This window comes from Paenarthrobacter sp. NPDC090522 (assembly GCF_044769225.1).
In the GTDB taxonomy this organism is placed as follows: Bacteria; Actinomycetota; Actinomycetes; order Actinomycetales; family Micrococcaceae; genus Arthrobacter.
Genome location: NZ_JBIVXL010000009.1, coordinates 127419 through 152353, shown reverse-complemented (window position 1 = coordinate 152353; position 24935 = coordinate 127419). Strand labels below are relative to the sequence as shown.

The window sequence follows — 24935 nt, the reverse complement described above, 5'->3', positions numbered from 1 at the left end:
GCCACCACCTAATTTTGCGAAATCACCACCTAATTTCGCCCAAAAACGCCTGTGCAAGGCACTTTTGGACCCCTAGTGCCGATTTTCGGCCTTAGTCTCCGGGGTGAACCGCATGACAGTGGTCAACGGAAACAGAAGGTTGGGCAGGGTGTTCGATATTGAGGTGCAGCGCATCCTCGACTACGTGGGACGCGGCATTGGCGTACGCGTCATCGGCGCGCCCGGGAGCGGCAAGACCACAGTGATTTCCAGCGCGGTCTCCAGCGCGGAGAAGACCGGATTCACCATCCACTCGGTGACCGGACTTCGGACGCACCGCAACATCCCCTACGCCGCCGTCAAGGGCCTCGGCATGGAGATGCGCCCGGGCCGGAGTGGTGTCCTGGACCTTGCCGACGTGATGGTCAGCCAGCTCGCCAAGCCGGGCAAGCACCTGATGATGGTGGACGACATCCAGCTCCTGGACAACGAGTCGCTTGCGGTGCTGGAGGCCGTCCGCCAACAGTCGTTCGCGCCGATGATCGCCACAGCGCCGGAGACCCATAACTTCACGCGCGGACAGCTGGCTGTCCTCAACCAGGGGCGTGAGGCTCTGGTGCAACTGGATCCGCTGCACTACGAGCAAGTGCACGCGCTGATCGCCAGGGTGCTCGGCGGCCCCGCGGACGTGGACACCACCGCACGAATCCTCACCAAATCCGCAGGTAATCCGCGCCTGATCGTTCGGATCACGGAGACTGCCTTGCTGAGCAACCTCCTGGTGCGGCGCGATGGCATGTGGCACATGTCCGCCGGCACCCTGTGGAACGACCACCTCAGCGGCAGCGTCGAGGCGCTCCTCGCTGAGCTGCCCGAAGAAGACGTCAACGCACTGCACAGCATGGCTATCCTGGGCACCGCGCGCATCGACGTCCTGCAAAAAATCGTCTCGCCGGACGCCTTGGACAGCCTGGAACGCCGCGGGTTTCTCTCCGTCATGGACGACCACCACAACGGCACCATCGCCGCCATTAGCCCACCCGTGATCGTTGACTACTTCCGTGGCCGCCGGACACTCCGGGACCGGCATCTGCTGCGGAGCAGGATCGCCGGGATCCTCGAATCCACGCCTCAGGTTGCGGGTGACGAAACCTCCACGGCCGACTGCCTCTCGCAGGTCCTCTCGGCCCTGCGCCTGGAACGCGGCAACGATGACGCCGTCACCGCACGGCACTTCCAGGACCACAGCGCTGTCCGCGAACGTGCCCGCTTCGAACGCTGGGAGGCAAACAAGACGGCCACCAACGCTGCCGCTCTGCTGCGCGTTTACTGGGGCGCGCCGGTGGATCCCGTTCGGACCGCGCGCGTCCTGACGGAAACGCCAACGGACGACGCCGACCCCAGCGAGCTGCTGTTCCTCACCATCACGAAGGCCCTCCTTGCGATACCCGCGGGCGGCGCGAGTGCCGCCGTCGAGGTTTTGCAGGCGTTCGGGGACGCCAACCCGGAGCTAAAAGCCGACGCGGAAGCAGCCATGCTCTTCCTGGGTGCTTCGCACGGACGGGTGCCGGAGCAGTCGGCTGGCACGCCAGAAGTGGGCGCACGGACGTTCGAGGTCCTGACGCAGGCGCTGCTTGAGCTGTACCGCTGCCGGCCAGCCTCCGCGCTCAAACTCATCAACGACGTCGAAAACGACGAGCTCTTCCCGCATCTCCGCCCCTTCATCCACGGCTATGCGCTGTTTGCCGCCGGGCGGGTGGATGAGTCATTGGTGTTTGCGCTGGACTGGCGCGCCGAAGCACGAAAGAACCTGGACCAGTTCGGCGTGGTCACCAGCAGTTACGTTGCTGTCCACGGCCTGCTTTACAGCGGCTACTTCGACGAAGCGGAATACCTCATGAGCAGCGTCTTCGCCATGGGCCGCCCGGGGTTTGTGGTGGACATCCTTTACGACGCCATGCTCCGGCTCGCCGGCCTTCGCCAAGCCACCACCTCTACCACGCCGACGCTCTCCATCGCGTCGCAGGCCCGCTCTGAAATGCCCGACGTCGGACCGTTGCCGGGGATTGGCAAAGGTCCTTACGTCCTGGTCACCACCTCGGACATGCAGCCCACGGCTTTCGACAAGGACGCCAGCAAACTCATCAAACGGCAACTCAAGAGCGGCTACGTCCTCGAGGCGAAGATGACGGCCTTGCTGTGCACGTGTTTGGCTCCGGGGCGCAGGGTCCTGGACCTGCTGCAGAAAGTGCTGAGGGATAGCGGCATCCTGGTCCACGACCAGTTCGTGTCCATTGCTTCCGCCGTTGTGGAGACTGACCACCAGCTCCTCGGATTGCTGCTGAAACACTACGAGCCGGACCAGGATGTGTACCAGGTGGGCATGCTGCTGCGGAGCGCCCTCCGTGGCCACGTTCTTGAAGGGGATACGACATCGGCTGAAGCGTTGGCCACGGCATCCTCGGCCTTCGCTGCCAGGTTCCCCTCAGAGAACGAGCAGCTGTCCTTTAACACCTTCGAGGCCAGTGCCCTGACCGAGCGGGAAATCGAGATCGCCGCGCTGGCCGGGTACCTCTCCAACGTCCAAATAGGGGAGCGTCTACGGATCAGCGCCAGAACGGTGGAAAACCACATCTCCAACGCCCTGAGAAAGACCGGCGCGACGTCACGTACAAGTCTCTTCATCTTGGTTGGGAATACATTTCCGCCACAGTGACTCTGGATAGGCTGGCTGGGTGAACACGCCACCCGCATTGGCCCGCCGGCTCGGTACCTTTGATGCGTCCTTGATCGGCCTCGGCTCCATGATCGGGGCCGGCGTGTTTGCGGCCTTCACGCCAGCAGCCGCGGCTGCTGGCTCGGGGCTGCTCGTGGGACTGGTGGTGGCTGCGTTCGTGGCATTCTGCAACGCGACGTCCTCGGCGCAGCTCGCCACGGCCTACCCGACGTCGGGAGGCACCTACATCTACGGACGGGAGCGACTAGGGCCGTGGCCAGGGTTCCTTGCCGGTTGGGGCTTTGTCATCGGCAAGACGGCCAGTGCTGCGGCCATGGCGATGACCTTCGCTGCCTATGCCGCGCCGCCCGGGTGGGAGAAGCCGATGGCGATTGCCGCCGTCGTACTCCTGACGGCCGTCAACTATCACGGTGTGACGCGGACAGCGGGACTGACGCGCGTGCTGGTCATCGCCGTGTTGCTCGCCCTCGGGATCGCAGTTGCGGCTTGTTGGGGCGGTTCGCCCGATCCGGGCAACATCCTTGGCGACGGGCTGCTCTCGCACGGTTGGTACGGGATCCTGCAGTCGGCCGGGCTGCTGTTCTTTGCGTTCGCAGGGTACGCGCGGATCGCCACCATGGGTGAGGAGGTCGTGGAGCCTCGCCGGACCATTCCGCGAGCCATCACCATTGCCTTGGGTATCACCATCCTCGTGTACGCGGTGATCGCCGTGTCCCTGCTTGCCTCGCTGGGCCCCGACGGAGTGGCGGGAAATCCGACCCCGCTGGCTACCGCCGTCGGAGGTAGCTGGGTCTCGGTGGTGGTGCGCGTCGGCGCCGCTGTTGCTTCGCTCGGGGCATTGCTTGCCCTCGTAGCCGGGCTGGGACGGACGAGCCTGGCAATGGCGCGCCAGCACGACCTGCCGTACGCGCTCGCAGCCGTCCATCCCCGGTACAAGGTTCCGCACCGGGCCGAGGTGACCATCGCCGTCGTGATCTGTGTGGTCATTGCGGTGGCCGATCTCCGTGGGGCCATCGGGTTCTCGTCGTTCGGTGTGCTGCTGTACTACCTGGTGGCCAACGTTGCGGCGTTCACCCAGCCCGCTGAGGACCGGCGTTATCCGAAGGTGCTTCAGGTGTTGGGTGCAGTGGCCTGCGTGGCTTTGGTGGCAACGCTGCCGCCGCTGTCCATTGGACTAGGCGTGCTCATGTTTGCCGTGGGCATCGTGTACCGGCTGGTGCGCTTGCGTGTCCGTGGCGGGCACGGCTCCGCTTTGGGGTAACCAACGGAGCCGTGCCCTATGCTTCCTACGCCTGGTGCGGGTGGGGGTTCCCGCCGGACACCGGGTCTCCCGCCCCGGAAGCACACAGTGAGCCTACGGGCGATTTTTGCGTCTAGGTGTCGTTTTGATTTTTCTAGGTGGTGAAAACGGGCTGACTTCAACCATTTTTGGTTGTCTTTACTGGGCGTGGAGCAAAAGATAGGTGCTCGGACGCGGCGTCTAGGTGGTGGACTTGCGCGCTGCTACTTGGTTCTGCACGCGGTCCATGTAAACCACAAGGCTCGCCACCGTCAGAAGAAGGGCTGAGACTTCCGCCGCTGTGGAGGAGATGTCTTGGAACTCCACCAAGATGTCCGGACCGAGGGTCATGGCGTTGGTGAATGCCGCGAGAGCGAAGACGGCCGCTTTGAGCAGCGGATACCTCACCGCCTTCGTGACCACTACTGCCAGGGGGATAAGGACCCCCAAAATTCCCAGCGACACAACGGCAATGGTCTTGAGGGTCTGCGGATCCAGAATCTTGAGACCCTCCGGTGGGGGAGCGAGCCACAACAAGTTTGCGGAGATCGCGGAGGAGACTGCAACGGTGCAGCCTAGAAGACGGAGTGCCCACGGGAAGATGCGTGTCATCATGCACGAATTCTGGACCCGAAAAATCGGTCTAGGTGTTTGGAATGCGCCTCCCTAGATCCACTCGGCCGAAATTAGGTGGTGATTTGCGAAAATTAGGTGGCGCGCGGGATCGCCTAGGGGTGCCTTCCGCCTGTTGGGCCCGCTGGCAGAATGGAGCATATGACTGCAACCGAAGTTCCCGCCGTCGAACTGCGCATCTCAATCAATGAGACCGAGCCATTGATCTGGCGGCAACTGGTTCTCCCGCAGACCGCCACTCTTGCCGACTTGCACGAAGTGATCCAGGCCGCGTTCGGCTGGAAGAACGCGCACTTGTTCGACTTCCACGGAAAGGGCAAAGACGGAAGGAAGCGAGCCATCGGCATACTCGCCGACGACTCTCCCGAAGGTGCTGAGTCCGCAACGGAGGTTGGGGTGCTTGAGTTGTTTGACCCGACTTCTCCTGGCATGTCGCCCTTTGAATATGTGTACGACTTCGGTGACCACTGGACTCATGAAATTGAAGTTGTCGGCGTGGGTGAGCTCCCAGAGACCACTATTGTGTGCAAGTCGGGCGGGATGCGTGGTCCGGTGGAAGACTCGGGCGGTGTTGGTGGATACTCCAATCTTGTCCGCGTCATAGGAGACACAAAACACCCGGAGTATCAGGACGCCGCTGGTTGGTTGGAATGGGTGACCAGCGAGAAGGCGGAGAACTTCGATCCGACCGCATTCGACCTCAACGCCGTTAACGCTGACCTGGACCGGTTATCTCGACGGATCTGGGCAGAAGCACCTTCGCTGGAGGACATGAACGCGTCCTTGCGCCGATACTTTGGCTACTCCGGGAAGCCAATCCAGATGGACTGGATCTGACGGCTGCAGGATGGCTCAAGCCAGGGATCGTTAAGCGCATGATGACTGAGCTGAACTGGGACAAGGACTGGTACGGGACAGGCCGCAACGAGGTCAACATTCCTCACGTGAGCGACCTTCGCGAGCAACTGCAGCGCTGGAAACTGCTGCGGAAGAACAAGAACAAGTTGCTGCTCACTCCCGTGGGTCGACGGGTGCTCCGCGACCCCGCCGACCTTTGGGACTTTCTGGCAGCCCGTGTAGCGTCGCCGGGTACGCCAGCGGATGAAGTCGTCACGAGGCTTGTGGTCCACTGGGAGCTCACCAATAGCGAGCCGAAATGGGAGAACTTGGATGAAGCAATCCGAGCCGAACTTTCCTTCCACGGTTTCGTTCTCAAGGCCGGGAACGCCGCAATTCCGTTGGACTTGGCCCGGGACATCTACTTCCACGCGCGTCGCCCTCTGGATTGTCTGGCATTGTGGGGTCCTCGAATGTGGAAGAGCATGGATCCCCAGCCCACTGATGCCGGCATGAAGTTCCTGCTGGATGTCCAAGGCCGCTGGGGCAATCCCTAATCGGAGCGCGCCAACTTTCTTAGTATGGGGAGGAGCTCCTTTATTGGGGCGGGCTCGAAGAAGCGCGTATCCACAAGTTCCACTGCAGCAACGGCGTGCGGTGCCAACTCTGCTCCGGAGCTGGTGACTCGCAGTCTCTTTGAGCGGGTATCTGTGGGGTCCACTTCGCGCTCGATAAGACCCTTCGTCACCAAGGTGCGCAGAACCTGCGACGCCATTTTTACATCCGTCCCGGCTTGTTGGGCAACAGCCAGTTGGTTGGGATGCTTGCCCTCTTCATTGAGCCACCACGTACATGCCAGTAGGACAAACTGCACGTGAGTCAGGCCCAAGGGGGCCAGTGCAGCAGCGATCTCGCGCTGCCAGCTAAGGGTGGTATGCCACAGGAGAAATCCGGGACTTTCACCCGGGGTCAGAGGCATCAGCGCCGGGCGAGTTCGACGAGGGCCGCCATGGTTTCCGGCCAGTCTGCAGTAATGCTTGGCCCTATCTCAGGACCGACTTGATCTGCACCTTCGCCGGAGATCTCCATCCTGTACACAACCATGAGGTTACCGTCGTCGAGTTTCTCGATGCGGTGGAAGGTCCGGACCACCAGTCCGTCGATCCGGGCCTCGTCAACGAAGAGTTCATCGACCACAACCTCGGCTATCCGCAACGGGATAGGTTCCTCGCCCGGAGGCGTCATGAGAATGGTGGCGCCGGGTGCGAACGCTCCGTCGATCTCGATCCGTTCAACCCCGGCGTTCCAGGAACCCCAATGCTCCACGTCGGCCCATAGCCGCCAGATGTCCTGGGGTGCCACATTGGTTTCAATACTGTGCTCGTAGTCCCACATGACTGACTCCTTTCAAGATAATCTTTGCAAAGACTATCTGTGCGCAGATTATCTTGTCAACGGGCCTGACCATGCTACGAGGGTTATCGACAATACTGATCCACATCGGCCAACGCTGCTATCCCCGCGGGAAGCCAGGAATCGGCCTAGATGACTTACGCCCGCGCGTGCTTCCGTCGCGGTGCGGACTCACCCGATGCCTCCGCACCGGCCCGTTCCTCAGCCGCAACCGCAGCGCCGGTACCCAAGCCTCGGACCGTCCAGCCGGCCGCCCGCCAGGCCTCAGCGTCAAGAACGTTGCGTGCGTCCAGCACCATCCGCCGTCGTACGAGTGCCCCAACCTCAACCGGCGAAAGCTGCATGTATTCGTTCCACTCCGTGAGTAGCAGAACCACCTCGGCGCCTTCCAGGGCGCGCTTGGTGGAGGCCTCGAAGCGGATCTGCGGGTAGCGGATCCAGGCGTTGTTGATGGCCTTCGGGTCCGTGACGGTCACGTGCGCGCCGGCGGAGGCGAGCTGTGCAGCGACGTCCAGGGCGGGGGAATCGCGGATGTCGTCGGTGTCCGGCTTGAAGGCTGCCCCGAGGATGGTGACAGTCCGGCCGGAGAGGAATCCGCGGCACATTTCGCGGGCCACGTCCACGGCCCGGGAGCGCTGGTTCAGGTTCACGGTGTCCACCAGGGCCATCCACTCATCCACGGACGGCACGCCGAGCTCGCGGGACTGCGCTCGGAAGGAGCGGATGTCCTTGGGCAGGCAGCCGCCGCCGAACCCGAGGCCGGCGTGCAGGTAGCGGTTGCCGATGCGCGGGTCCAGGCCCATGGCTTCGCTGAGTTCGCTGACGTCGGCGCCCGACGCGTCGCACAGCTCGGCCATCGCGTTGATGAAGCTGACCTTCGTGGCCAGGAACGCGTTCGACGCCGACTTGATCAGTTCCGCCGTCGCGAAGTTGCAGACCAACCGCGGGATGCCGGCGGTAATCAGTGGCTCGTACACGGCATCCAGCACGGCGGTCACAGGTGCGCCGGCAGCGGCTCCCTTGCCGCCGGGAACGCCGTAAACCAAGCGGTCGGGCACCAGTGAATCCTTCACGGCCGTGCCCTGCCGCAGGAACTCGGGGTTCCAGCCGAGGAGCACGTCGGACCGCCTGGCCAACACGGCGCGGACGGTTTCCACAGTGCCCACCGGCACGGTGGATTTACCGACGACGGCGGCACCCTTGGCCAGGTGCGGCAGGAGGCTCCGGGTGGCGCTCATCAGGTAGGAGAGGTCCGCGGTGTCCGAGGTCTTGGACTGCGGGGTGCCCACGCAGAGGAAATGGACCTGGGCATCGGCCGCGGCAGAGAAGTCCGTGGTGAACACGAGCCGGCCGGTGGTGCGCCCGTCGCCGAGAAGCTCATCCAAACCGGGTTCATGGAAGGGAGCAAGCGCCTTGTTCAGCTGCTCAACCTTGTGCGAGTCCACGTCGATGCCCACCACGTTATGGCCCATCGAAGCGAGGGTGGCGGCGTGTACTGCGCCGAGGTAACCGCAGCCGATTACGGAGATCTTCATGAGAAAGGTCCTTTGCTTGGTGTCAGTTCAGAGTCAGGGCCGGACGGTACACCGGCGATCACTTCGTTGTAGTGCCGCACCAGGTCGGCGCAGAGCACCGGCCACGTCCGGCCCTGGACCGAAGCGGTAGCTGCCGTAGCGAACGCGCGGCGCTTGGCGTCGTCGCCCATCAGGTCCTGCACGTAACCGCGCAGCTGGGTGAGGTTGCCCGGCTCGTAAAGCCAGCCGGTGCGGGAGTTTTCCACGAGGTCCAAGGGCCCGCCGCGGCCGGTCGCGACAACAGGAACGCCCGATGCCATGGCTTCCTGGATGGTCTGGCAGAAGGTCTCGAACTCGCCGGGATGTACGAAAAGATCAAAGGAGGCAACGGCTTCGGCCAGGGATTCGCCACCGAGGAATCCTGTGAACACAGCGTCCGGGAGTTGCGCTTCGAGCGCTGCCCGCTGCGGTCCGTCACCCACGATCACGAGCTTCGTGTTCGGCAGGCCGTTAAGCACGGCGAGGTCCTCAACCTGCTTCTCTACCGCAAGCCGCCCGACGTAGCCGATGATCCGCTGCCCGTCGGGCGCTACTGAGCTGCGCCACGCCGTCGAACGTTTTGCAGGGTTGAAGCGTGCGGTATCCACACCGCGCCGCCACATGTCCACGCGGAGAATGCCGCGACCGCGCAGCTGGTTGAGCGCGAAGGTCGATGGCACGAGGGTGCGGGTGGCCAGGAGGTGGATGTTGTCCACGCGGTTCCAGGCCCAGTTCTCCAGGAATGGCACGCCGTATCGGGCAGCGTAGCTGGGAACCTCGGTCTGATAGATCGCAACCGTCGGGATGCCGAGTTGGTTGGCGGCCTGCACGGCGCGCCAGCCGAGCACGAACGGCGAGGCGAGATGAACCACGTCGGGGGAGAAATCGGCAAGGATTCGCTTGACCCGATTCACACCACCCAACGCAACCCGCACGTTCGTGTAACCGGCCAGCGGCACAGACGGAAGCCGGTGCACATACGCACCCTTCACGACGCTCGAAACATCAGTGTCCGACGTCGACGGCGCAATCACCATCACCTCATCCCCGCGTTCCTGCAGATGATCCAGCACCCGCAGTATCGAGTGCGTTACCCCGTTCATCAGCGGCAGGAATGATTCGGCGACGATTGCGATCCTCACGCATTCCACGGTGGTCGGGGCGGTTGGCGTTGCGGGTTCGATCGGGTGGCCTGTGGAGGAAGAGTTGGTTAACAGGAGGTTTGTGTTCTTTGTCGGAGCCCCCGCGTAGACTGCCAGCATCCGACGTGCTGGGCGTCGAAAGTTCTGGGGGTCTTGCCATGACTGCTGCTGGGGATCATTCGCGCGCGCTTGTTGCAGGTTGGGATCGCGTACGACGGCGGCGCCTTGGGGCAGCGCGTGTCGTTGCGGGCGGCATGGGGCTGGCCATGTTGTTGGGAACCATGGTTTCGCCGGCGGTGGCGGACGACGTAACCAACGTTGTTCCTGTGGGAGCGCAACCCTCTGCCGTTGCGGTGAATTCGGTGACCAACCGGGCGTACATTGCTACCGGTGATGGTGTGTCCGTCTTGGACGGGTCCACCTCCTCAGGTCTGCTGTACACCGGTGACAGGCCTGTGGATGTAGCCGTGAACTCGGTGACGAACAAGGTGTACGTCAGCGAAATTGGCGGCTCCGTGGCCGTGGTCGATGGCGCAACGCGAGCTGTCACGTCCGTGCCGGTTGGCGCTTCACCGGGTGTCGTTGCGGCGAACGAATCGAACAACAAGATCTACGTTGGCGTTCAATCCGGCATTGCCATCATTGACGGGGCCACGAATGCCGTGAAGACCGTTGCCCTGGCCAACGGCGCACAGGACATTGTGGTGAACTCTGCTACGAGCAAGGCTTACGTGCTCTCGGGCGGGACGCTGAGGGTCCTTGATGCGAGCGGCACCGTGAAGACCACCATCAACATCGGCGCTGGCGGCATCCTTGCTGTGGCAGTGAACGAGGCGAGCAACAAGGTCTACTTCACGACGCTCGGCCGCTACGGCGCCAGCGTGCGTGTGGTTGATGGGATCACGGACGAAGTTACCGGCACCATTCCCTTTGACCAATTCGTGGGGAAAGTCGCCGTTGATCCGACTACCAGCAAGATCTACGTTGCCGCGGACAGCACGTCGCTCGAGGGATACGTCAAGGTGTTCGACGGGCAGACGCTGACGGAGATCGCATCCTATGTGACACCCACACGGATTACAGACCTCGCCGTGAACCCCGGCGCTGATAAGGCCTATGCCCTCATGGGTGGCAGGGGAGTGACCGTTGTGGATGGCGCTTCAGGCAAGGTCTCTGGAGTGTTCACCGGGCAGGATCCCGTTGACGCTGCTGTGAACTCCTCCACGGGGATGGTCTATGTGGCAAACAACGGGAGCGCTTCGGTATCCGTCATCGATGGCTCTGCCGCGGCTCCCGTCAAGAACGACTTCAATGGCGACTCCTTCTCAGATGTCCTGGCACGCGATACGTCCGGTGTTCTTTGGCTATACCCGGGCAACGGCTCGGGTGGCTGGCTGCCGAGGGTCCAGGTGGGGGTCGGTTGGAATGTGATGACTGCGCTGGTCTCACCCGGTGACTTCGACGGGGACTCGCATCCGGACGTCCTGGCTCGCGACTCCTCAGGCGCGTTGTGGTTGTACCCCGGAAATGGTTCCGGCGGCTGGCTCCCACGCTCGCAGGTAGGCGTGGGCTGGAACTCCATGACGGCGATCATCGGTAGCGGCCCCTTCTTCGGCGATGGAAATCCCGACGTCATGGCCCGCGACTCCAGCGGCACTTTGTGGCGGTACCGCGGCGACGGCCGGGGCGGCTGGCTCTCGCGAGTATGGGCGGGTTCGGGCTGGAACGGCATGTCCGAAATTACGGGAGTTGCCGACTTCAACGGCGACGGCGTCTCCGACATCGCTGCCCGCGATTCCTCGGGCGCCCTCTGGCTCTACCCGCCGAACGGCATTGGGGGATGGCTGTCCCGTCAGAGCATCGGGCAGGGCTGGAACAGCATGAACTCGCTTGTTGGACCCGGCGACTTCGACGGTGATGGCCGTGCCGACATACTGTCCCGGAACGCGGCGGGGGAGCTGTGGCTGTACTCCGGAGCCGGGGGCTCCGTGTGGCCGTCGGCCTCGCGCGTGGGCACGGGCTGGAATGGGATGACGGCGATTCTTTAGGGATTCCATTTCCCGTCGTTTTGTAGACACATCAAACGACATGCTTAGTACGGGCCCTATTTTCCGAAGACGATCTGCACCTCCTTCTATGAGCAGTGCACAACTTCGGCCTTCCCGAACCTGATGATGCACATTGCAATGTAGGTTTACTGCATGCCCCGTACAGCCTTTATCTACTGCCGTATCAGCGACGACAAGACTGGTGCCAAGCTCGGCGTTCAGCGTCAGGAGGAAGACTGTCGGGCGCTCGCGGCCGACAAGGGATACGAAGTTATACGCGTGTTCCAAGACAATGACATAAGCGCGTACTCCGGCAAGAACCGTCCGGAATACGCAGCGGTGTTGAAGAGGGTCGCTTCGGGTGAAGTTGATGCCGTGCTTTGCTGGCACCCTGACCGACTTCACAGGCGCCCAGTGGAGTTGGAGGCCTACATAGATGCTTGTCAGGCTGGCGGGGCGCTCACGCACTCGGTGAAGGCGGGGGAGATGGACCTCGCAACGGACTCTGGCCAGCTCGTGGCAAGGATGCTGGGAGCGGCAGCCAGATACGAATCAGACACGAAGGCCACGAGGATTCGTAGGGCTTCAGAGCAGGCCACTTGGGCCGGTAAGTGGACTGGCGGCACCCGTCCATTCGGATGGATTGTTAACGATGGTGTTCCCGAGTTGCATCCCCAGGAGTCGGCGGCACTTGCCGACGCATGCGCCAGAGTCTTACGAGGCGACAGCCTTGGCTCGATAATCCGTGACTTGAATGAGCAAGGGATAACGACCACGAGGGGAAACGAGTGGGGCTACGCACAACTAGCCCAAGCATTGGCGCGGCCCCGTAATGCAGGGCTGGCGGACCTGCATGGGGAAATCGTCGGCACCTCCACGTTCCCAGCCATTATTACCGAGAATGTGTGGCGGGGTGTCTGCGCCATCCTTGATGACCCATCCCGGAGGCGCTCGCAGTCCAACAAGGCCGTTCACCTGCTGGCGGGAATAGCCCAATGCCACTGCGGTGAGTATGTCAGGTCAGCTTCCGTGAAGGGGCGGAATGGTGAAACACACCGGATTTACAGGTGCGCTGTCCGGGGACCTGGACATATCAGCAAGCGGACGGAGTTTGTAGACAAGGTAGTTAACACCGTGATTGTCGGTTTGCGTGCCGCGCAGGAAGCGGCCCGGGGTAGAAATGCTGGCCCCAACCCAGAGGCGGAACGCCTACGGCTGGAAGCCATAGCGTTGCGCAAGCGGCAGGACGAGGCCGCCGTTCAGGCGGCCCTCGGCAATATTCCGATGAAGCAACTGGGCATTATCAACAGCCACATTGATAAGGAGCCTGCGTCGGTAACCGCTGAGATGGTTCGCATCGAGCAGGAGGCGGCCCGCCAGCCTCCGACAGAGGAAGTTCCTCTCGTCTCCATGGATTCCCCTCAGGCTCTTGAATGGCTCGGAATGCACATTGACGACAGACGCGATTACCTCCGCAGCATTTGCAACGTAGTCCTGCTGCCACATGGGAAGGGTTCTACCAAGGTGTTCAACCCGGACACAGTTCAACTGGTCGTCAAGGCTCCCGGGGAAGGCCCGGGGCCGCTGGCTAAGCAAGCAATCGACAGGCTGGCCGCGCAGACGGCAGCGCTCAGGGGCGCTGGCAACGGAATATTTGTTTCCTTCTACATGGACGGGAAGAATGTTTCATTCAGGATCCCCGACGCATACCTTAGCGGTGACATGTCGGCGGATGAGTTGGCTTCCAGTTTGGTGCTTGTGCCCGGCTCAGAGCGCCTAGAAGAGCGCGAGTGACCTTCTGGCCACACGGCCGCTGATGGGCGCTCCTGGACGCTCACGGCAGGGCGGCTATGGGGTACGCGTACTGTGTCTGGGGGCGCTCCTGGACGCTCACGGCAGGGCGGCTATGGGGTACGCGTACTGTGTCTGGGGGTGGGCTTGCGCTTGCGTGCGATAGCCCACGCTGCCGAGGTGACGAAGACTGCTGGCATAAGGAAAATGACCGCAGCGGCGCTCTTGATAGCGCCTGCGCTCACGTACGCAACGCCACCCACTGCCCAGAGCAGCGCTGCGGTGAAGGTCGCGATGACTACCACCGTGCCCCTTACCGAAGGACTGCGGAAAGCGAAGTATGAACTACTTTGTGGGGTACTCGCCGGGTGCTCCTTAAGGGTTCGGTTCTCCGACCCATAACAGCACGGATGAAGCGCTTCCACCAGATGCGGGGCGCACTGGCGACCGCGGACTAAAGCCCGGCTGGGCCATACGCCGGTAAAGAGTAGCTCGGGACATGCCAAGGTCCCGGGCCACCTGAGCAGCTGGTTCCCCGCGTTGATGAGGCGGGCAGCATTCTTGATCTGGCTGTCGGTGTACTTTGCAGTGCGTCCACCTAGATCTTTACAAGCAGCGCGCCGCTTGGCCACGCTGTCATTGATTCGCTCACGTTTGATTTCGAGTTCCATCTGACCGAGCGCGGCCATGACGGTGAAGACCATGGCCCCCATTGGGGTGCTGGTGTCCACGTCACCTCCGCCCAAGTTCAGCACGCGTAGGCCTGCATTCCTGGACTTAGTATCCTCAGCCAGCGTCAGCATGTTAGCGGTGGATCGTCCCAGACGGTCCAGCGTGGTTACAACCAAGGTGTCCCCTTCATGCAACGCCGCCAGCGCCTTATCCAATTCCAGCCGGGAAGTTTTGGCGCCGCTACGCCGTGATCTACATAAAGGTCATCTCGCCGCACACCAGCGGCGATCAAGTCGGCCTCCTGCCTGTCGGTATCTTGTGCCTTCGTTGAAACGCGGGCGTATCCGATCAGCTTGCCAAGGTTGTCTCCTTCGATGTGTCTCATAAGAGTGTTTCGCTACAAAGAAATTAAAAGCAACTTGCGAGACATACAAGTGAGACACATTCATTGTCGTTCCTCGTGCCCAATGTGTCTCATAACCGAAGTGTCTCAAAACTCTTGGCTTGTGAGACGGCGGTCAGCGCATGCAACCATTGGCGCATGCCCGAAAAGTATTCACCCCCTGTCTTTAATCAGAAAACCTTTAACTGTCCCCGATGCGGCGCTTTCGCCGCTCAAGATTGGCGCCGACTGTTCTACTGGGATGCCAATGGCAACAACCAGCTTGCTCACGATCACGGCTTTGCTGACCAATTGCAGGGCACCCCCGAAGGCGTGTACTACGAGGGGTGGCCATGGGTGGCAAGCATGTGTGCCGGATGCGACGACATGGCGCTTTGGATAGACGAGCGTCTCGTCTTCCCAACAACCGACGCCCTGGCCGACGAAGTGCCAGAGCCGAACCCCGACATGCCTGTGCGGGTGATTGGGCTGTATCGGGAAGCCGCTGCCGTGCTGCCGCACTCCCGGCGGGCTGCGGCTGCGCTATGCCGAGCGGCGCTAGAGGCGTTGGCAAAGCACCTGACACAAGACCTCGACTCGGCGTCAAACTGGACGGCAGGCTCCATAATCTGAGCCAGCGCGTGGCCAATGAAACGGCGCTCATCCTGCAAGTAATCCGTCACGTAGGTAACACGGCTCTTCACCGTGAGAGGGATGGCGACGAGTCCGTCGTCATCTACCTGGATGATTCGGACAACGACATTGCCAGCATGTTCTTCGTCGCCATTAACGACCTAGCGCATGAGTTGATCACCCGTCCAGCACAGATCAGAGCCGCCTATGCCAAGCTGCCAGCCACGGTTCGGGCAGACTTCGAACGGAAGTCCGGGATACAACCGACACCATAGGGGTGGGGGTGACCCCCGAACGGCCCGAGGCCTTTCCCCGGTGGTCATAGCGCCTTTTCCTGTGTACGGATTGGAAAGTCGGCGGAACTCCCCAGTTCCGCACCACTGCTGGTATGCGGCCCCATGGCACGGGTAAATTCTGGTTACATTTATGGGCTGGCGGTCATGAGCGGAACAGCTTTGATGGGGCGGGGAATGAGGCGGGCCCAAAGTCTTGATCCACGGGCTGGCCGTCCAGCCCATAGGCGAATGGTTCGCCGCCGGGGAGACCGCGTCCCACTGGTAGCCCATGCAAGATCGCCCGTTCCCTGGTCTCCGATCTCATCTGCGGAAGCATGAGGAGGTCGCGCAGGACCGCGTCAGGGTTCTGGATGGCCCGCTTATGCTCAAGCTCGCTATTGCGACGCTGAGTCATCGGCATCAAGTGATCCGGTCGGACGCAAAGGGAGTTCGCGCAGACGTGATCAAGCGTCAGCTTGGACCGGTGGCCACCAATGAAGATGCCGTAGGAATACCTGTGGGCGAGCCAATCATGGTTGTCTATGCTGATCAGACCGTAGCCCGGACGAGGGGCACCACTCGGGTGGGGTTCTTCCTTATTTCGACGACCCGTCCACGGCCAGCATCCAAAGAGGCCGTCCAGCCCTTCGCGGCTGGGCGAGATTCTCCGACGAACCTATCCAGTGTTCGTGCCATGGCTTCAGCGGTGCGTAAGGGTTCGTTCAGCAGGAGGGGTTCATGCATTCGGCAGTGGCCTTGGCGCGAGTGGCCCTTTGCGAGACGTGCTCCACAACCTGCTGCTTGGCATTCAGGCTTCTTCCGCTGTGCCTTGCGGTAGTGCATCTCGCATAGACCGTTGGCATAGTGGGGGCGAGGTGCGACGTGTCGCTTGAGGGTGCTCATGCAAACGACACAGCTCCGCCCGAATTTGGCCTTGGGCCCGCCATGATGCCGCCTAATTTCCGTCCTATATAACTACGACATCCGATCCTACCGTCATGCGTACTGCCCTATGAAACCGGGCATTCCCAGAGGCTATACCCGTTTTTGGCACATGATGAGCTAGGGCGTAAACGGTGGTCGGTTGGGTTGTTGCTGGCGTGGGCCTCGTAGCCCCAGCGGCGAGGCCCTTCTACCAGTGTTCGTGTGTAGCGGCTGGGACCATGAAGTGCCGCCATGCGGGATCAACTCCTGGTCCCCCCGTAGGGACCACTTGACCGTCATACTCCCAGCGGTCGTTTGGTGGCTCCTTGGCACCGACGGCAAACACCCATCCCGATGCTGTTCGCCGCCATGCCCACCACTGCTGTCCATCTGCGGACGTGTGCATGGTAATCACTGCCCCTTGCGGGAGTCCCTTCTGGGTGAACGAGTCCTCACCGAGGACGTCAAGCATGTCGGCTCGATACCTGCCGGAGTTGCGGTAGTGCCCGGCATGGCACATATGCAGGTAGTCGAGTGCGGCTTTGGTCTCCTTGAACTCCCGTTGATCAAGCCTCTTCCCGGCTTCGTCAACGCCGTCGAGACCGGCGTTATCGATGAGTTTCTGTTTCTCGTCAGCGAGCCGCTGCTGGCGAGCAGCTTCGGTGAATCGGCCTTCATCGAAGCTGGCTATGGCTTCCCTTACAGAGGAAGCCCGCGCCATATTGAACCGTGTTGATGGTCTTACCTCTGACAGTCTCCGGACGCTCAGGCCAGCTCTAACGGCTAGCCCGATGATAGGTTTACGCAGCTTCGTTCCAGGGGGAACGGTGACTCGCATATGTGTCACCGCTGACTCATATGCGGCGTACAGAGTGAGGCTATACATAAACGGCAGAAACACTGCCGTCATTCCAATAGGTAGTAGGAACTTTCTCAGCTCGCCCAAGAAATCGATCTTTGACCATTGAGCAGTGATCTCCACGGCGCTGCGAACAACCACCAGCAAGACGAGTAGGCCGATGAGAACGTCTAGTAGCTTACCGACTGGACCGTATTCGGGTTTGGTCCTCGCGACGGCCAAGAGAATCCCGAGGAGAATGAATCCTCCCTGAAGGAATACTTCCCCTAGAAGCGGGAAGGGGTAAAGGTCGACCACAGATTGGACTACGACTGGTGCTGCCAAGGCACCGAGCGCGAGCTTGCGGAAGTAACCGGCTTCCTTCATGGCCTGTGGCAGGCGGAAGAAGTTGACGACGGCAGTGGTCAAGAACCAAACGATGGTTGGGGTGATGAGCTTTGGGTCCCATACCCCAACACCGATAATTGCGGTTATTACACCCCCGGTGTAAAGAACCAGAAGCATGAAGGGCACAAGGATGCGGTGATTGAAGAAAGCTCGGAAAATGTCGGGAACCGACCGTCTGGAGGCCGGGACCAGTAAGACTGCAAGTATGAAGAGGCCGAGCCAGATGGCGAGCGCCCATTCCCTGTTGTTGACTTCCACGACCACAGCCTAGTTGTTCGCGATAGTCATGGGCGCGCGGTACCAGCATCAGAACCAGACGGCCCAGATGCTGGCCAATGTGGCAGAGATGATGCCAAGGAACACGAAGCGGAGATCATTTTTCCACTGTTTGTACCTGGAGAGGCTGACAGCACCGGGGCTGACGTAACCCATTTTTTGGTCGCTTTCACTGTAGGGCTTCCCCCATGGGTCATTCTTGGCCAACTCTGCCAATTGCCACTCGTCCACTTCATGAAGCTCCCACACCCGGCAGTCGTCGTCAGTTCCCGCCAACCGCCGATCGCGGGTGGCTCGAAGTCCCGCTTGATGCTTGGTGCGATGCTCATGCTTAATTGCTGGAAGTCGCGCATCCTTATACTGCTTGAAAAAGCGGTTGAGTCCGATCATGGGGAAAACCCCGCTTGCGATGTACAAAATAGTTTGGCCGATGTTGGGCATGTCCAGTTCCACAAGCCAAACCGTAATCGGCCAAGGCCCAGACGCTGAAATCTGGGGAACGCGGTTCAGCCGCCAGCGAAGGGAAGGCTAATTGGCATATTGGTGGCCACGGCTCTCGTAATCGGGGGTGCTGTGGCATGCCAGGCAATCCGGGCAGCAAGCCCGGAGTACCAGTGCGACCAAGGCAACACGGTTTGGGTCGAGGGCGACGGTGTCGACAAACCCTACTGCTCCATCTTGACTCCTAACAAGCCGCGACGCTGAAGTCGCGTCAGCGTGTGGGAGTGCTGGAAAGAGCGTGAACGATGAAGTTCACAGAGTTGATGTCGCAACCGCGCGGAGGACGCTGGTCCTCCGTTTATGTGGTGGCATCTTCGGGACTGCGGGACTGAATGCCGTCGGCGCTAAACGACACATAAGAACCGTCCGATGCCTCCAGCCGTACTGACCGCTGATGCGCCTTTGCGAGTTTCTCCAAAGCCCTGAGTGTGGAGCCGCTTACTGTGCCGGCATTTGGCTGGAATACGATCTTTACGCCGTCGACAGTGGAAGAGATGTCAGCGCCAACGATTTTCAACTCCGGCGTCAACCTCTCCAAGAGGTCGTTTTCGAGATTGTCGCTGGCAATGACAGCGGCTTCAGGTCGCCTACGTCCTGAAGTTTCAATAAGCTTCTGCATCCGGACTACGTCTCGCTGGAGGGACCGAACGGTCGTTAGGACTTCGTCAAGCAGGTCAGCTTCTTTGCGCGGTGGTTGGGGTGCTGCTTCCGGCTTCAGCAGGGTGACCGCTTGCTCAAATTGCGGCCAGTGCTTCTCGAAGAGTACTTCGACGGTCCCGTCGCTCAGGGAATCGTCCAAAGCGCCATTCAACGTCCGTACTAGGCTCAGCACGGCTTTGCTGTCGGTCGCCTCTGTATTCTGAAACTGCTTGATAGGGCCGCTGACATCACTGTCGGTGAGCCCCACCAACAGGGGGGCGACCTTCGAGTCGCTCACCACCTTGCCCAGAGCTCCCGCCTCGAAGTTGATCCAAGGTGAATTTTGATTTGTCGGTGTGACGACGACGATGCCGTAGCTCGAGTCTTCGAGCTGCTTCGCGATCTTGTTTAGGCCGCGGTCGCCTTTGCCTATGTCTTCGGAAGACACGAATGGTTCGATTTTGTTGTCAAGGACTAAGGGAAGCCAGTTTCGGAGGGCCAGAGCCACTGTATGGGACTGCTTACCGGACCAACTAATGAATACCTGCAACAAACGCTCCCTCGTCAAGTACCGCGCGGTCGGGACGACGTAGTGCGGTAGAAACATTATCGCCGGTAAACCAGCGGCACCGAACACGCTCTGCACCTGACGAGATGAGGTGTGCATGAAAGTATTCGGGACTTCCCGACATGTGAGCGACTCGGAGTCAAACAGTGTGGTAGCCACCCCGCGCCCGCTTCAAATCCTTCCTCAGCCCGCGGTTATCCGCCCGCAACTCCAGGTTGTCCTCGGTGAGTCCACGGTTGTCCTCCACGAGCCCGCGATTCGTAGCTTCCAACTCCAGCACCAGCTTCACTCCGGCCAGGTTGAGTCCCTCGTCCAGGAGTACTCCGATCCGTCGCAAGGTCACCAGGTTCCGTTCGCTGTAGCGCCGCGTGCCGCCGTCGGTCCTTTCGGGAGTGAGCAGCCCTTTGCGCTCATAGAGGCGGATGTTCTGCTGACCCATGCCCACTAGTTCGGCCGCAACGGAGATGGCGTAGACCCCCAGGTCGTCCCTCGAAGCAGCCGCGCCGGAGCCGCCGCCCGGCGCCGAACCAGCCAAGCCGCCGTCGTGCGCTTCTGCCGAGAAACCTGCCACGAAACCACTCCCAGAAATCTTCCAAAAACCCACTTGCAGCCCTCGTAGCTGAGTGCTATAAAAAATCTATACCAGCCACTACAGATCAGGAAGGCTGGCACCACAACAAAATCAGCATCAAGATCCAAAGGAGTGAGAACCACATGCTGATGCGCACTGACCCGTTCCGCGAATTCGACCGGCTCGCCCAACAGGTTTTTGGCACAACAGCACGGCCTGCTGGCATGCCGATGGATGCCTGGCAGGACGGCGAGGAATTCATTGTTGCTCTCGACCTGCCCGGAGTAAGCCCCGAGTCGATTGAGCTGGACGTGGAACGCAACGTCCTCACGGTCAAGGCGGAGCGGAAGTCGCCCGCCGGAGAAAACACGGAAATGATCGCCGCAGAACGGCCCCAAGGTGTCTTCAGCAGGCAGCTAATCCTCGGCGACACCCTGGACACGGACGGCGTCAACGCCAGCTACGACGCAGGCGTCCTGACCCTCCGCATCCCCGTCGCCGAAAAGGCCAAGCCGCGACGCATCGAGATCAGCTCCACCGGACAACGCCGGGAGATCAACGCCTGATAGTTCGCTTCGCGAAGGCCATGCAGCCAACGCGAGCGTGCAAGCGGGAGCGCATCCGACCGGCCGCATCGGAGAAAAGGGCGCAGGCTTCGCGCCACGCCATAGCGCTTGTTGCGCAGAGGAAGCACGGCCACCGACGTTGCCTCCCGAAAGGATGGCCCCCGGCCCTGACACGTTCAGTCCGCCGGGGACCATCTCCCAGCCAACCGCACGTCCCCCGGGAACCGGCCTTGGGAAATGAACCTGATTACTACGCGATCCTCGGTGTTGCGCCAACCGCGTCGGCACGCGAAATCGCCCGCGCCTACCGCGCCTTGCTGCGGCAACACCACCCGGACACACGCCAAAAGACGCACGACGGCGGTGCCTCCGAGGCACTCGACCTCCAGCAGTTGCACGCCGTCATGCAGGCGTACGTCGTTTTGTCGGACCCAGTAAAGCGGGCGGCTTACGACCGGGGTCGCACGCGCGCGGCCGGCACGCCCGTCAGCGTTCGGGTCCATCGAACGACGGCGGTGCCCGCACCTGGGCGGCAGCAGCAACCCCTCAGCTTCGGTCCTACCCGCTGGACACCACTCCGCCGTACACATCCAAGGAGACCCACATGAGCGCCTGGCGTTCCTACGACAGCCACTTGATGCCCGCGTTCTACGAGCGGTTTGAGGAACGCTGGGGCAAAGGGACCGCGCCGTTCCTGGACCCCGAAGTGCACGAACAACCCATGCCCCGCGCCCAGTGGATCAACGTGGACACGGGTGCCGCGGTGGCCGTTGTTCCCATCTGGACGGACGATCCGGAGCATCGTTCCTTCGGGGTCTTCTACCTCCCGCCAGCGGGGGACATCTGGATCCTCCGGCCGGGGCCAACCACGTTCATGGAGCCCGGCAGCGGTTCATCGCGCGACCAGGTCTCCCTGCGCAACGATGCGTTCAAGAAGGCCGTTAACCATGCCAAGGAGTTCATCTACGGGCCGCAGCCGTGAGGGGCGCCGCCGCCGAGCGACCGCCTCTGGGCCGATGGACGGCGAATCCGGGCGGATCGAAAGGCAGTCAAGGCGCAGTGGGCTACGGCCGGCGTACCAGGCGATAGAGGGCTGCTGCGGCGACGCCGCCGGCAATGGGGGCAACGACGAAAACCCAAAGCTGACCGACTGCCCAGCCGTCCGCCCAGAGGGCCGTTGCAATGGAACGTGCCGGGTTTACCGACGTATTCGTTACAGGGATGCTGATGAGGTGAATAAGAGTCAGGGTTAAGCCGATGGCCAAGGCCGCGAATCCTGGCGTTGCCCGCTTCTCCGTGACACCAAGAATGATCAGAACGAAAACCGCGGTCAAAACGAATTCGATGACCAGTGCCGAACCAACCCCGAATCCAGCAGGGGAGTGATCACCGAAACCGTTCGATGCGAATCCGCTGGCACGTGCGGCCGCAAAGAAGCCCTCGGGGCCACCGGTTGCAATCGCGGCCAGCACGCTTGATGCCGCAGCGGCGCCGGCTATCTGGGCAACCACGTAGGCCGGGATGTTCTTTGCGGGGAAACGCCCTGCAACAGCCATGCCGATGGTAACTGCCGGATTGAAGTGCCCACCTGAAATATGTCCGAAGGCGTACGCCCCCGCCACGACGGTAAGTCCGAAGGCCAGCGATACTCCGAGGAATCCGACGCCCAGGGTGTTTGACTTGTCCGGGAAATTCGCCGCGAACAAAGCCGTGCCCACGCCACCAAACACCAGGATGAATGTTCCGATGGCCTCGGCGCCCAGTTTGGCAGCCAAGGTTGGCGCGGGTTCCAGGTCGTGCCGATGTGGAAGTGTTGTGGTTTTTTGGCTGACCATATTGGTCCTTTCAAACTGAAGGGCTATGTATCGCTTCGAGAGCAACCACGAAGGTGGTGGCGGAGTTGCCGGAGGTAGTGGCTGCGCTACTGCTGGGGGGTGTCTTCCGCAGGACCGGCTTCTTCCTCTTCGTCGTCGATACGTGACACGAAGTCCGAGGCCGCACCCTGAACCAGGTCAACCTGGCTGGCGAACTTGCCGTCTGTCTTTTCGTCCACGAAATCGCCGACTTTTTCGATGCCGTCCTGGATGGCTTCTTCGTTGCCCGCGATAAGGTCCTGGGCCTTGCCCTGCAAATCTTCAAAAAGTCCCATGGGGTGTCTCTTTTCTCTGCCATTGCTCGTAAAGGGGCGGAGTTGCCCCAGCAGATAAGTCCGGTGGGGACGGGATTCGTGACGCGCTCCGACAACGATTTCGGGCTTTCATCAAGCTGTGAATGTCCCGCAGGTCGGAGAGCACTGTCCTGCAACTCGGACACACAGCCAGATGGCTCTCAGCGCGGTTCCGTTCGGAGGACCCGATGGTCTCCCTGGCGAGCCTTGCGAGTAGCCGACGGGCCTTGGCACATTTGTCTGATTCGGCAGCCCGCACATGCTGCTGCAGATAGGCGACCCGTAGTCCCTCCCGTGCCCGGATGAGCAACGAGGCAACCGCGTTTGGACTCACTCCTAGCCTTACAGCAACCTCAGCGTGACGCATGTCCTGCAGATCGATGCATTTCAGGACTGTTTGCCAACGCGCCGGAAGAGACCGCAGCGCTTGCATCAGCATGATGGAGTCTTCTTTCACCGTGGATTGTTCCGCATGCGGATGAATGGGTTCCAGCGCCCGGTCGTGCTCCAGAGCCTTGGCGCGACGGGCCAGTTGGTTTCGGCGATGGGCCATGCGGCGGGTAACGGTCAGGACGTAGGACTTGAAATGCTCCCGTGGTCCCGTCCCGGCCGCGAGGGCCCGGAAGATCTCCAGGAAGGCCTCGGCGACGACGTCTTCGGCATCACTTCTATTGTCGGTTTCCTTGAGGGCCACGAATGCGACCGCTTTTCGATGTCGACCGTACAGTCCATCGAAAGCCGCTGGGTCTCCGTTACGAACAAGCTCCATGAGTTCCTTGTCATCGAGCGCCGCGTAGCGGGAGAGTGCAGGCGGGACCTGTGCGAGCATGGCATTTCTTTCAGGATGGGGAAGGCAGTGGCCCCAAAACTAGGGCTGGCGTGATTGAATGCACGGCAAACGCAGGAAAAACCGGAAAGTGCTCCATCGATGCAGGATTTCGATCTGGACGAGCGCGATTTGCGCTTGTTGCATGCCCTCCAAGTGAGACCAAGGGCTTCGTGGACGTCGCTGGCGCCTATCGTGGGCGCGGACGCAGTGACCCTGGCCCGGCGGTGGACCGCTTTGCAGGAGGACGGCCTGGCGTGGATGACTTCCTATATTGGGGCCGGTACGAGGTTCGTTGGCGCCATCGTGGAAGTGGACTGCAAACCAGCTGCTCTCCCGGCCATCGTCGAGGACCTTGCCAGGGTCCATGAAGTGATCAGCATCGACCAGACAGCCGGTGGCCGCGACCTTGTTATCACCGTGCTCTGCCGCAGTGATCCTGAACTTTCAGCGTTCCTTGTTGACCGGATCCCTGCGGTGCCAGGCATCCGGGGCACGCGCACGCATCGAGTCATCACGTTGGTTACAGACGCACAACGCTGGCGACTGCGTGCGTTGGGCGAGGAGGAGGTGAAAACCTTGGAACGGGCCGCTCCACTGGTGAGTCCTGCGCCGTCTGCCTTACCCACAGATGTGGAAGAGAAGCTGATCCGCATGCTCTTGGTCGATGGCCGGGCTTCGGTTGCAGACATCGCTCAGTGGTTGAACATTTCACCTGCCCGGGCGAAGAATGCCTTGTCGAACGTGTTGGGCCACCAGAGGGTTGTTGTACGGTTGGAGGTTGCAAGGACCTTCACACCTTGGCCCATTAGCGTTTGGTATTTCATGCGCGTCCCAACCACCAAGGTTGAGTCTGTCGCGGTCAGCCTTGCTGGCCTGGACGAAGTCCGCTTGGTTGTTACGACCGGTGGCCTCTACTCGTTGGTGATGTCGGTGTGGTTGAGGCGGGTGGAAGACATGACACGGTTGGAAAAGCAGCTGGGTCAACGGTTTCCCGACGTCGAGATTGTCGACCGATCCATTGTTCTTCGCACTCCCAAGCATGTGGGCAAGAGGCTCGCCCCTGACGGTAGACGGATCGTCTAGGGGCGAAGCTTTGGTTTTTCCGGAGATGCCTCAAGAGGCGCAGACCATTGCTTACTGTCCTGCCCAACGACGCACCGTGCTATTGCCGAGGCCAACCAGGACGGCAGTCCACCAGCAGCTCTGGGACACAGCTGCAGCTATCATGATCCGGACCCGCAGCCGCCGGCCCAGTCCTCCAAATCGTGTCTGGG

General features: G+C 61.3%; 24 protein-coding genes and 1 pseudogene. 12 read left to right on the top strand and 13 right to left on the bottom strand.

The annotated features are described in order from the left end of the window. Window positions 1–112: 112 nt before the first annotated feature. Both ACIQT2_RS13670 and ACIQT2_RS13665 read left to right on the top strand, forming a co-directional pair. Complete coding sequence (locus ACIQT2_RS13670) at window positions 113–2695, top strand: LuxR C-terminal-related transcriptional regulator (protein ID WP_402947220.1); 2583 nt, start codon at window positions 113–115, stop codon at window positions 2693–2695. Between the two features lie 19 nt (window positions 2696–2714). After that, window positions 2715–3977 carry an APC family permease gene (locus ACIQT2_RS13665; protein WP_402947218.1) on the top strand — a complete coding sequence of 421 codons (1263 nt, stop codon included), beginning with the start codon at window positions 2715–2717 and terminating at the stop codon, window positions 3975–3977. A gap of 219 nt (window positions 3978–4196) precedes the next feature. On the opposite strand, the gene ACIQT2_RS13660 is transcribed toward ACIQT2_RS13665, so the two are convergent. Continuing rightward, a complete protein-coding gene (locus ACIQT2_RS13660; protein WP_402947215.1) occupies window positions 4197–4610 on the bottom strand; it encodes a hypothetical protein in 414 nt (137 codons plus the stop codon). A 159-nt stretch (window positions 4611–4769) separates the two neighbouring features. On the opposite strand from ACIQT2_RS13660, the gene ACIQT2_RS13655 reads away from it, so the two are divergent. Continuing rightward, window positions 4770–5465: a plasmid pRiA4b ORF-3 family protein gene (locus ACIQT2_RS13655; RefSeq protein ID WP_402947212.1), complete on the top strand. Its 696-nt coding sequence runs from the start codon at window positions 4770–4772 to the stop codon at window positions 5463–5465. Window positions 5466–5503: 38 nt separating this feature from the next. Then, window positions 5504–6022: a hypothetical protein gene (locus tag ACIQT2_RS13650; protein WP_402947210.1), complete on the top strand. Its 519-nt coding sequence runs from the start codon at window positions 5504–5506 to the stop codon at window positions 6020–6022. Here ACIQT2_RS13650 and ACIQT2_RS13645 read toward each other — a convergent pair. The 4 genes from ACIQT2_RS13645 to ACIQT2_RS13630 form a co-directional block, all read right to left on the bottom strand. Next, window positions 6019–6444 (bottom strand): MarR family winged helix-turn-helix transcriptional regulator, encoded by a 426-nt coding sequence (locus ACIQT2_RS13645; protein WP_402947207.1) that lies wholly within the window; start codon window positions 6442–6444, stop codon window positions 6019–6021. The two genes, ACIQT2_RS13650 and ACIQT2_RS13645, sit on opposite strands and share 4 nt — an antisense overlap. Further along, window positions 6444–6860 carry a polyketide cyclase gene (locus ACIQT2_RS13640; protein WP_402947205.1) on the bottom strand — a complete coding sequence of 139 codons (417 nt, stop codon included), beginning with the start codon at window positions 6858–6860 and terminating at the stop codon, window positions 6444–6446. Before ACIQT2_RS13640 ends, ACIQT2_RS13645 begins: the two co-directional genes overlap by 1 nt. 155 nt (window positions 6861–7015) lie before the next feature. After that, window positions 7016–8413: a UDP-glucose dehydrogenase family protein gene (locus ACIQT2_RS13635; RefSeq protein ID WP_402947202.1), complete on the bottom strand. Its 1398-nt coding sequence runs from the start codon at window positions 8411–8413 to the stop codon at window positions 7016–7018. Further along, entirely contained in the window at window positions 8410–9573 is a 1164-nt protein-coding gene (locus ACIQT2_RS13630; protein ID WP_402947199.1) for a glycosyltransferase family 4 protein, read from the bottom strand. The genes ACIQT2_RS13635 and ACIQT2_RS13630 overlap by 4 nt, the downstream gene beginning before the upstream one ends. A 266-nt stretch (window positions 9574–9839) precedes the next feature. On the opposite strand from ACIQT2_RS13630, the gene ACIQT2_RS13625 reads away from it, so the two are divergent. Continuing rightward, window positions 9840–11621 carry an FG-GAP-like repeat-containing protein gene (locus ACIQT2_RS13625; RefSeq protein ID WP_402947196.1) on the top strand — a complete coding sequence of 594 codons (1782 nt, stop codon included), beginning with the start codon at window positions 9840–9842 and terminating at the stop codon, window positions 11619–11621. A 153-nt stretch (window positions 11622–11774) separates the two neighbouring features. Next, window positions 11775–13415 (top strand): recombinase family protein, encoded by a 1641-nt coding sequence (locus tag ACIQT2_RS13620; RefSeq protein WP_402947194.1) that lies wholly within the window; start codon window positions 11775–11777, stop codon window positions 13413–13415. 372 nt (window positions 13416–13787) lie between these two features. Here ACIQT2_RS13620 and ACIQT2_RS13615 read toward each other — a convergent pair. Then, window positions 13788–14469, bottom strand: a pseudogene (locus tag ACIQT2_RS13615) (recombinase family protein). Between the two features lie 156 nt (window positions 14470–14625). On the opposite strand from ACIQT2_RS13615, the gene ACIQT2_RS13610 reads away from it, so the two are divergent. Both ACIQT2_RS13610 and ACIQT2_RS13605 read left to right on the top strand, forming a co-directional pair. Next, window positions 14626–15099, top strand: a complete 474-nt coding sequence (locus ACIQT2_RS13610; RefSeq protein WP_402947192.1) for a hypothetical protein — start codon at window positions 14626–14628, stop codon at window positions 15097–15099. Window positions 15100–15107: 8 nt separating this feature from the next. Next, a complete protein-coding gene (locus ACIQT2_RS13605; RefSeq protein ID WP_402947190.1) occupies window positions 15108–15374 on the top strand; it encodes a hypothetical protein in 267 nt (88 codons plus the stop codon). Window positions 15375–16506: 1132 nt separating this feature from the next. Here the strand turns inward: ACIQT2_RS13605 and ACIQT2_RS13600 are convergent. The 4 genes from ACIQT2_RS13600 to ACIQT2_RS13585 all read right to left on the bottom strand — a co-directional run bounded on the left by ACIQT2_RS13600 (window position 16507) and on the right by ACIQT2_RS13585 (window position 20099). Further along, complete coding sequence (locus ACIQT2_RS13600) at window positions 16507–17802, bottom strand: hypothetical protein (protein WP_402947188.1); 1296 nt, start codon at window positions 17800–17802, stop codon at window positions 16507–16509. A 48-nt stretch (window positions 17803–17850) separates the two neighbouring features. Further along, window positions 17851–18273, bottom strand: a complete 423-nt coding sequence (locus ACIQT2_RS13595) for a hypothetical protein (protein WP_402947175.1) — start codon at window positions 18271–18273, stop codon at window positions 17851–17853. Window positions 18274–18619: 346 nt separating this feature from the next. Further along, window positions 18620–19567 carry a toll/interleukin-1 receptor domain-containing protein gene (locus tag ACIQT2_RS13590; RefSeq protein ID WP_402947477.1) on the bottom strand — a complete coding sequence of 316 codons (948 nt, stop codon included), beginning with the start codon at window positions 19565–19567 and terminating at the stop codon, window positions 18620–18622. Window positions 19568–19667: 100 nt separating this feature from the next. Next, a complete protein-coding gene (locus tag ACIQT2_RS13585) occupies window positions 19668–20099 on the bottom strand; it encodes a MerR family transcriptional regulator (protein WP_402947173.1) in 432 nt (143 codons plus the stop codon). Window positions 20100–20242: 143 nt separating this feature from the next. Between ACIQT2_RS13585 and ACIQT2_RS13580 the strand changes: the two genes are divergently transcribed. The 3 genes from ACIQT2_RS13580 to ACIQT2_RS13570 all read left to right on the top strand — a co-directional run bounded on the left by ACIQT2_RS13580 (window position 20243) and on the right by ACIQT2_RS13570 (window position 21647). Beyond that, window positions 20243–20665 carry an Hsp20/alpha crystallin family protein gene (locus tag ACIQT2_RS13580; RefSeq protein WP_402947171.1) on the top strand — a complete coding sequence of 141 codons (423 nt, stop codon included), beginning with the start codon at window positions 20243–20245 and terminating at the stop codon, window positions 20663–20665. Between the two features lie 230 nt (window positions 20666–20895). Then, window positions 20896–21273, top strand: coding sequence for a J domain-containing protein (locus ACIQT2_RS13575; RefSeq protein ID WP_402947169.1), 378 nt, complete (start codon window positions 20896–20898; stop codon window positions 21271–21273). Then, window positions 21270–21647, top strand: a complete 378-nt coding sequence (locus ACIQT2_RS13570) for a hypothetical protein (protein WP_397325342.1) — start codon at window positions 21270–21272, stop codon at window positions 21645–21647. Before ACIQT2_RS13575 ends, ACIQT2_RS13570 begins: the two co-directional genes overlap by 4 nt. A gap of 82 nt (window positions 21648–21729) precedes the next feature. Here the strand turns inward: ACIQT2_RS13570 and aqpZ are convergent, their stop codons facing one another. The 3 genes from aqpZ to ACIQT2_RS13555 form a co-directional block, all read right to left on the bottom strand. Beyond that, a complete protein-coding gene (gene aqpZ, locus ACIQT2_RS13565; protein ID WP_402947167.1) occupies window positions 21730–22500 on the bottom strand; it encodes an aquaporin Z in 771 nt (256 codons plus the stop codon). 86 nt (window positions 22501–22586) lie between these two features. Next, a complete protein-coding gene (locus ACIQT2_RS13560; protein WP_400336692.1) occupies window positions 22587–22814 on the bottom strand; it encodes an antitoxin in 228 nt (75 codons plus the stop codon). Then, complete coding sequence (locus ACIQT2_RS13555; protein WP_402947475.1) at window positions 22801–23601, bottom strand: RNA polymerase sigma factor; 801 nt, start codon at window positions 23599–23601, stop codon at window positions 22801–22803. The genes ACIQT2_RS13560 and ACIQT2_RS13555 overlap by 14 nt, the downstream gene beginning before the upstream one ends. Before the next feature lie 159 nt (window positions 23602–23760). On the opposite strand from ACIQT2_RS13555, the gene ACIQT2_RS13550 reads away from it, so the two are divergent. Next, complete coding sequence (locus ACIQT2_RS13550; protein WP_402947165.1) at window positions 23761–24744, top strand: Lrp/AsnC family transcriptional regulator; 984 nt, start codon at window positions 23761–23763, stop codon at window positions 24742–24744. The last annotated feature ends 191 nt before the right edge of the window (window positions 24745–24935 follow it).

What these genes read in the sequence shown, in the direction of transcription:
- ACIQT2_RS13620 (WP_402947194.1), top strand. Translation starts at nt 11,775, where the DNA reads ATGCCCCGTACAGCCTTTATCTACTGCCGTATCAGCGACGACAAGACT.
- aqpZ (WP_402947167.1), bottom strand. Translation starts at nt 22,500, where the DNA reads ATGGTCAGCCAAAAAACCACAACACTTCCACATCGGCACGACCTGGAA.
- ACIQT2_RS13635 (WP_402947202.1), bottom strand. Translation starts at nt 8,413, where the DNA reads ATGAAGATCTCCGTAATCGGCTGCGGTTACCTCGGCGCAGTACACGCC.
- ACIQT2_RS13560 (WP_400336692.1), bottom strand. Translation starts at nt 22,814, where the DNA reads ATGGGACTTTTTGAAGATTTGCAGGGCAAGGCCCAGGACCTTATCGCG.
- ACIQT2_RS13550 (WP_402947165.1), top strand. Translation starts at nt 23,761, where the DNA reads ATGCAGGATTTCGATCTGGACGAGCGCGATTTGCGCTTGTTGCATGCC.
- ACIQT2_RS13640 (WP_402947205.1), bottom strand. Translation starts at nt 6,860, where the DNA reads ATGTGGGACTACGAGCACAGTATTGAAACCAATGTGGCACCCCAGGAC.
- ACIQT2_RS13660 (WP_402947215.1), bottom strand. Translation starts at nt 4,610, where the DNA reads ATGATGACACGCATCTTCCCGTGGGCACTCCGTCTTCTAGGCTGCACC.
- ACIQT2_RS13610 (WP_402947192.1), top strand. Translation starts at nt 14,626, where the DNA reads ATGCCCGAAAAGTATTCACCCCCTGTCTTTAATCAGAAAACCTTTAAC.
- ACIQT2_RS13570 (WP_397325342.1), top strand. Translation starts at nt 21,270, where the DNA reads ATGAGCGCCTGGCGTTCCTACGACAGCCACTTGATGCCCGCGTTCTAC.
- ACIQT2_RS13625 (WP_402947196.1), top strand. Translation starts at nt 9,840, where the DNA reads ATGTTGTTGGGAACCATGGTTTCGCCGGCGGTGGCGGACGACGTAACC.
- ACIQT2_RS13580 (WP_402947171.1), top strand. Translation starts at nt 20,243, where the DNA reads ATGCTGATGCGCACTGACCCGTTCCGCGAATTCGACCGGCTCGCCCAA.
- ACIQT2_RS13655 (WP_402947212.1), top strand. Translation starts at nt 4,770, where the DNA reads ATGACTGCAACCGAAGTTCCCGCCGTCGAACTGCGCATCTCAATCAAT.
- ACIQT2_RS13670 (WP_402947220.1), top strand. Translation starts at nt 113, where the DNA reads ATGACAGTGGTCAACGGAAACAGAAGGTTGGGCAGGGTGTTCGATATT.
- ACIQT2_RS13650 (WP_402947210.1), top strand. Translation starts at nt 5,504, where the DNA reads ATGATGACTGAGCTGAACTGGGACAAGGACTGGTACGGGACAGGCCGC.
- ACIQT2_RS13590 (WP_402947477.1), bottom strand. Translation starts at nt 19,567, where the DNA reads ATGTTTCTACCGCACTACGTCGTCCCGACCGCGCGGTACTTGACGAGG.
- ACIQT2_RS13555 (WP_402947475.1), bottom strand. Translation starts at nt 23,601, where the DNA reads ATGGAGCTTGTTCGTAACGGAGACCCAGCGGCTTTCGATGGACTGTAC.
- ACIQT2_RS13645 (WP_402947207.1), bottom strand. Translation starts at nt 6,444, where the DNA reads ATGCCTCTGACCCCGGGTGAAAGTCCCGGATTTCTCCTGTGGCATACC.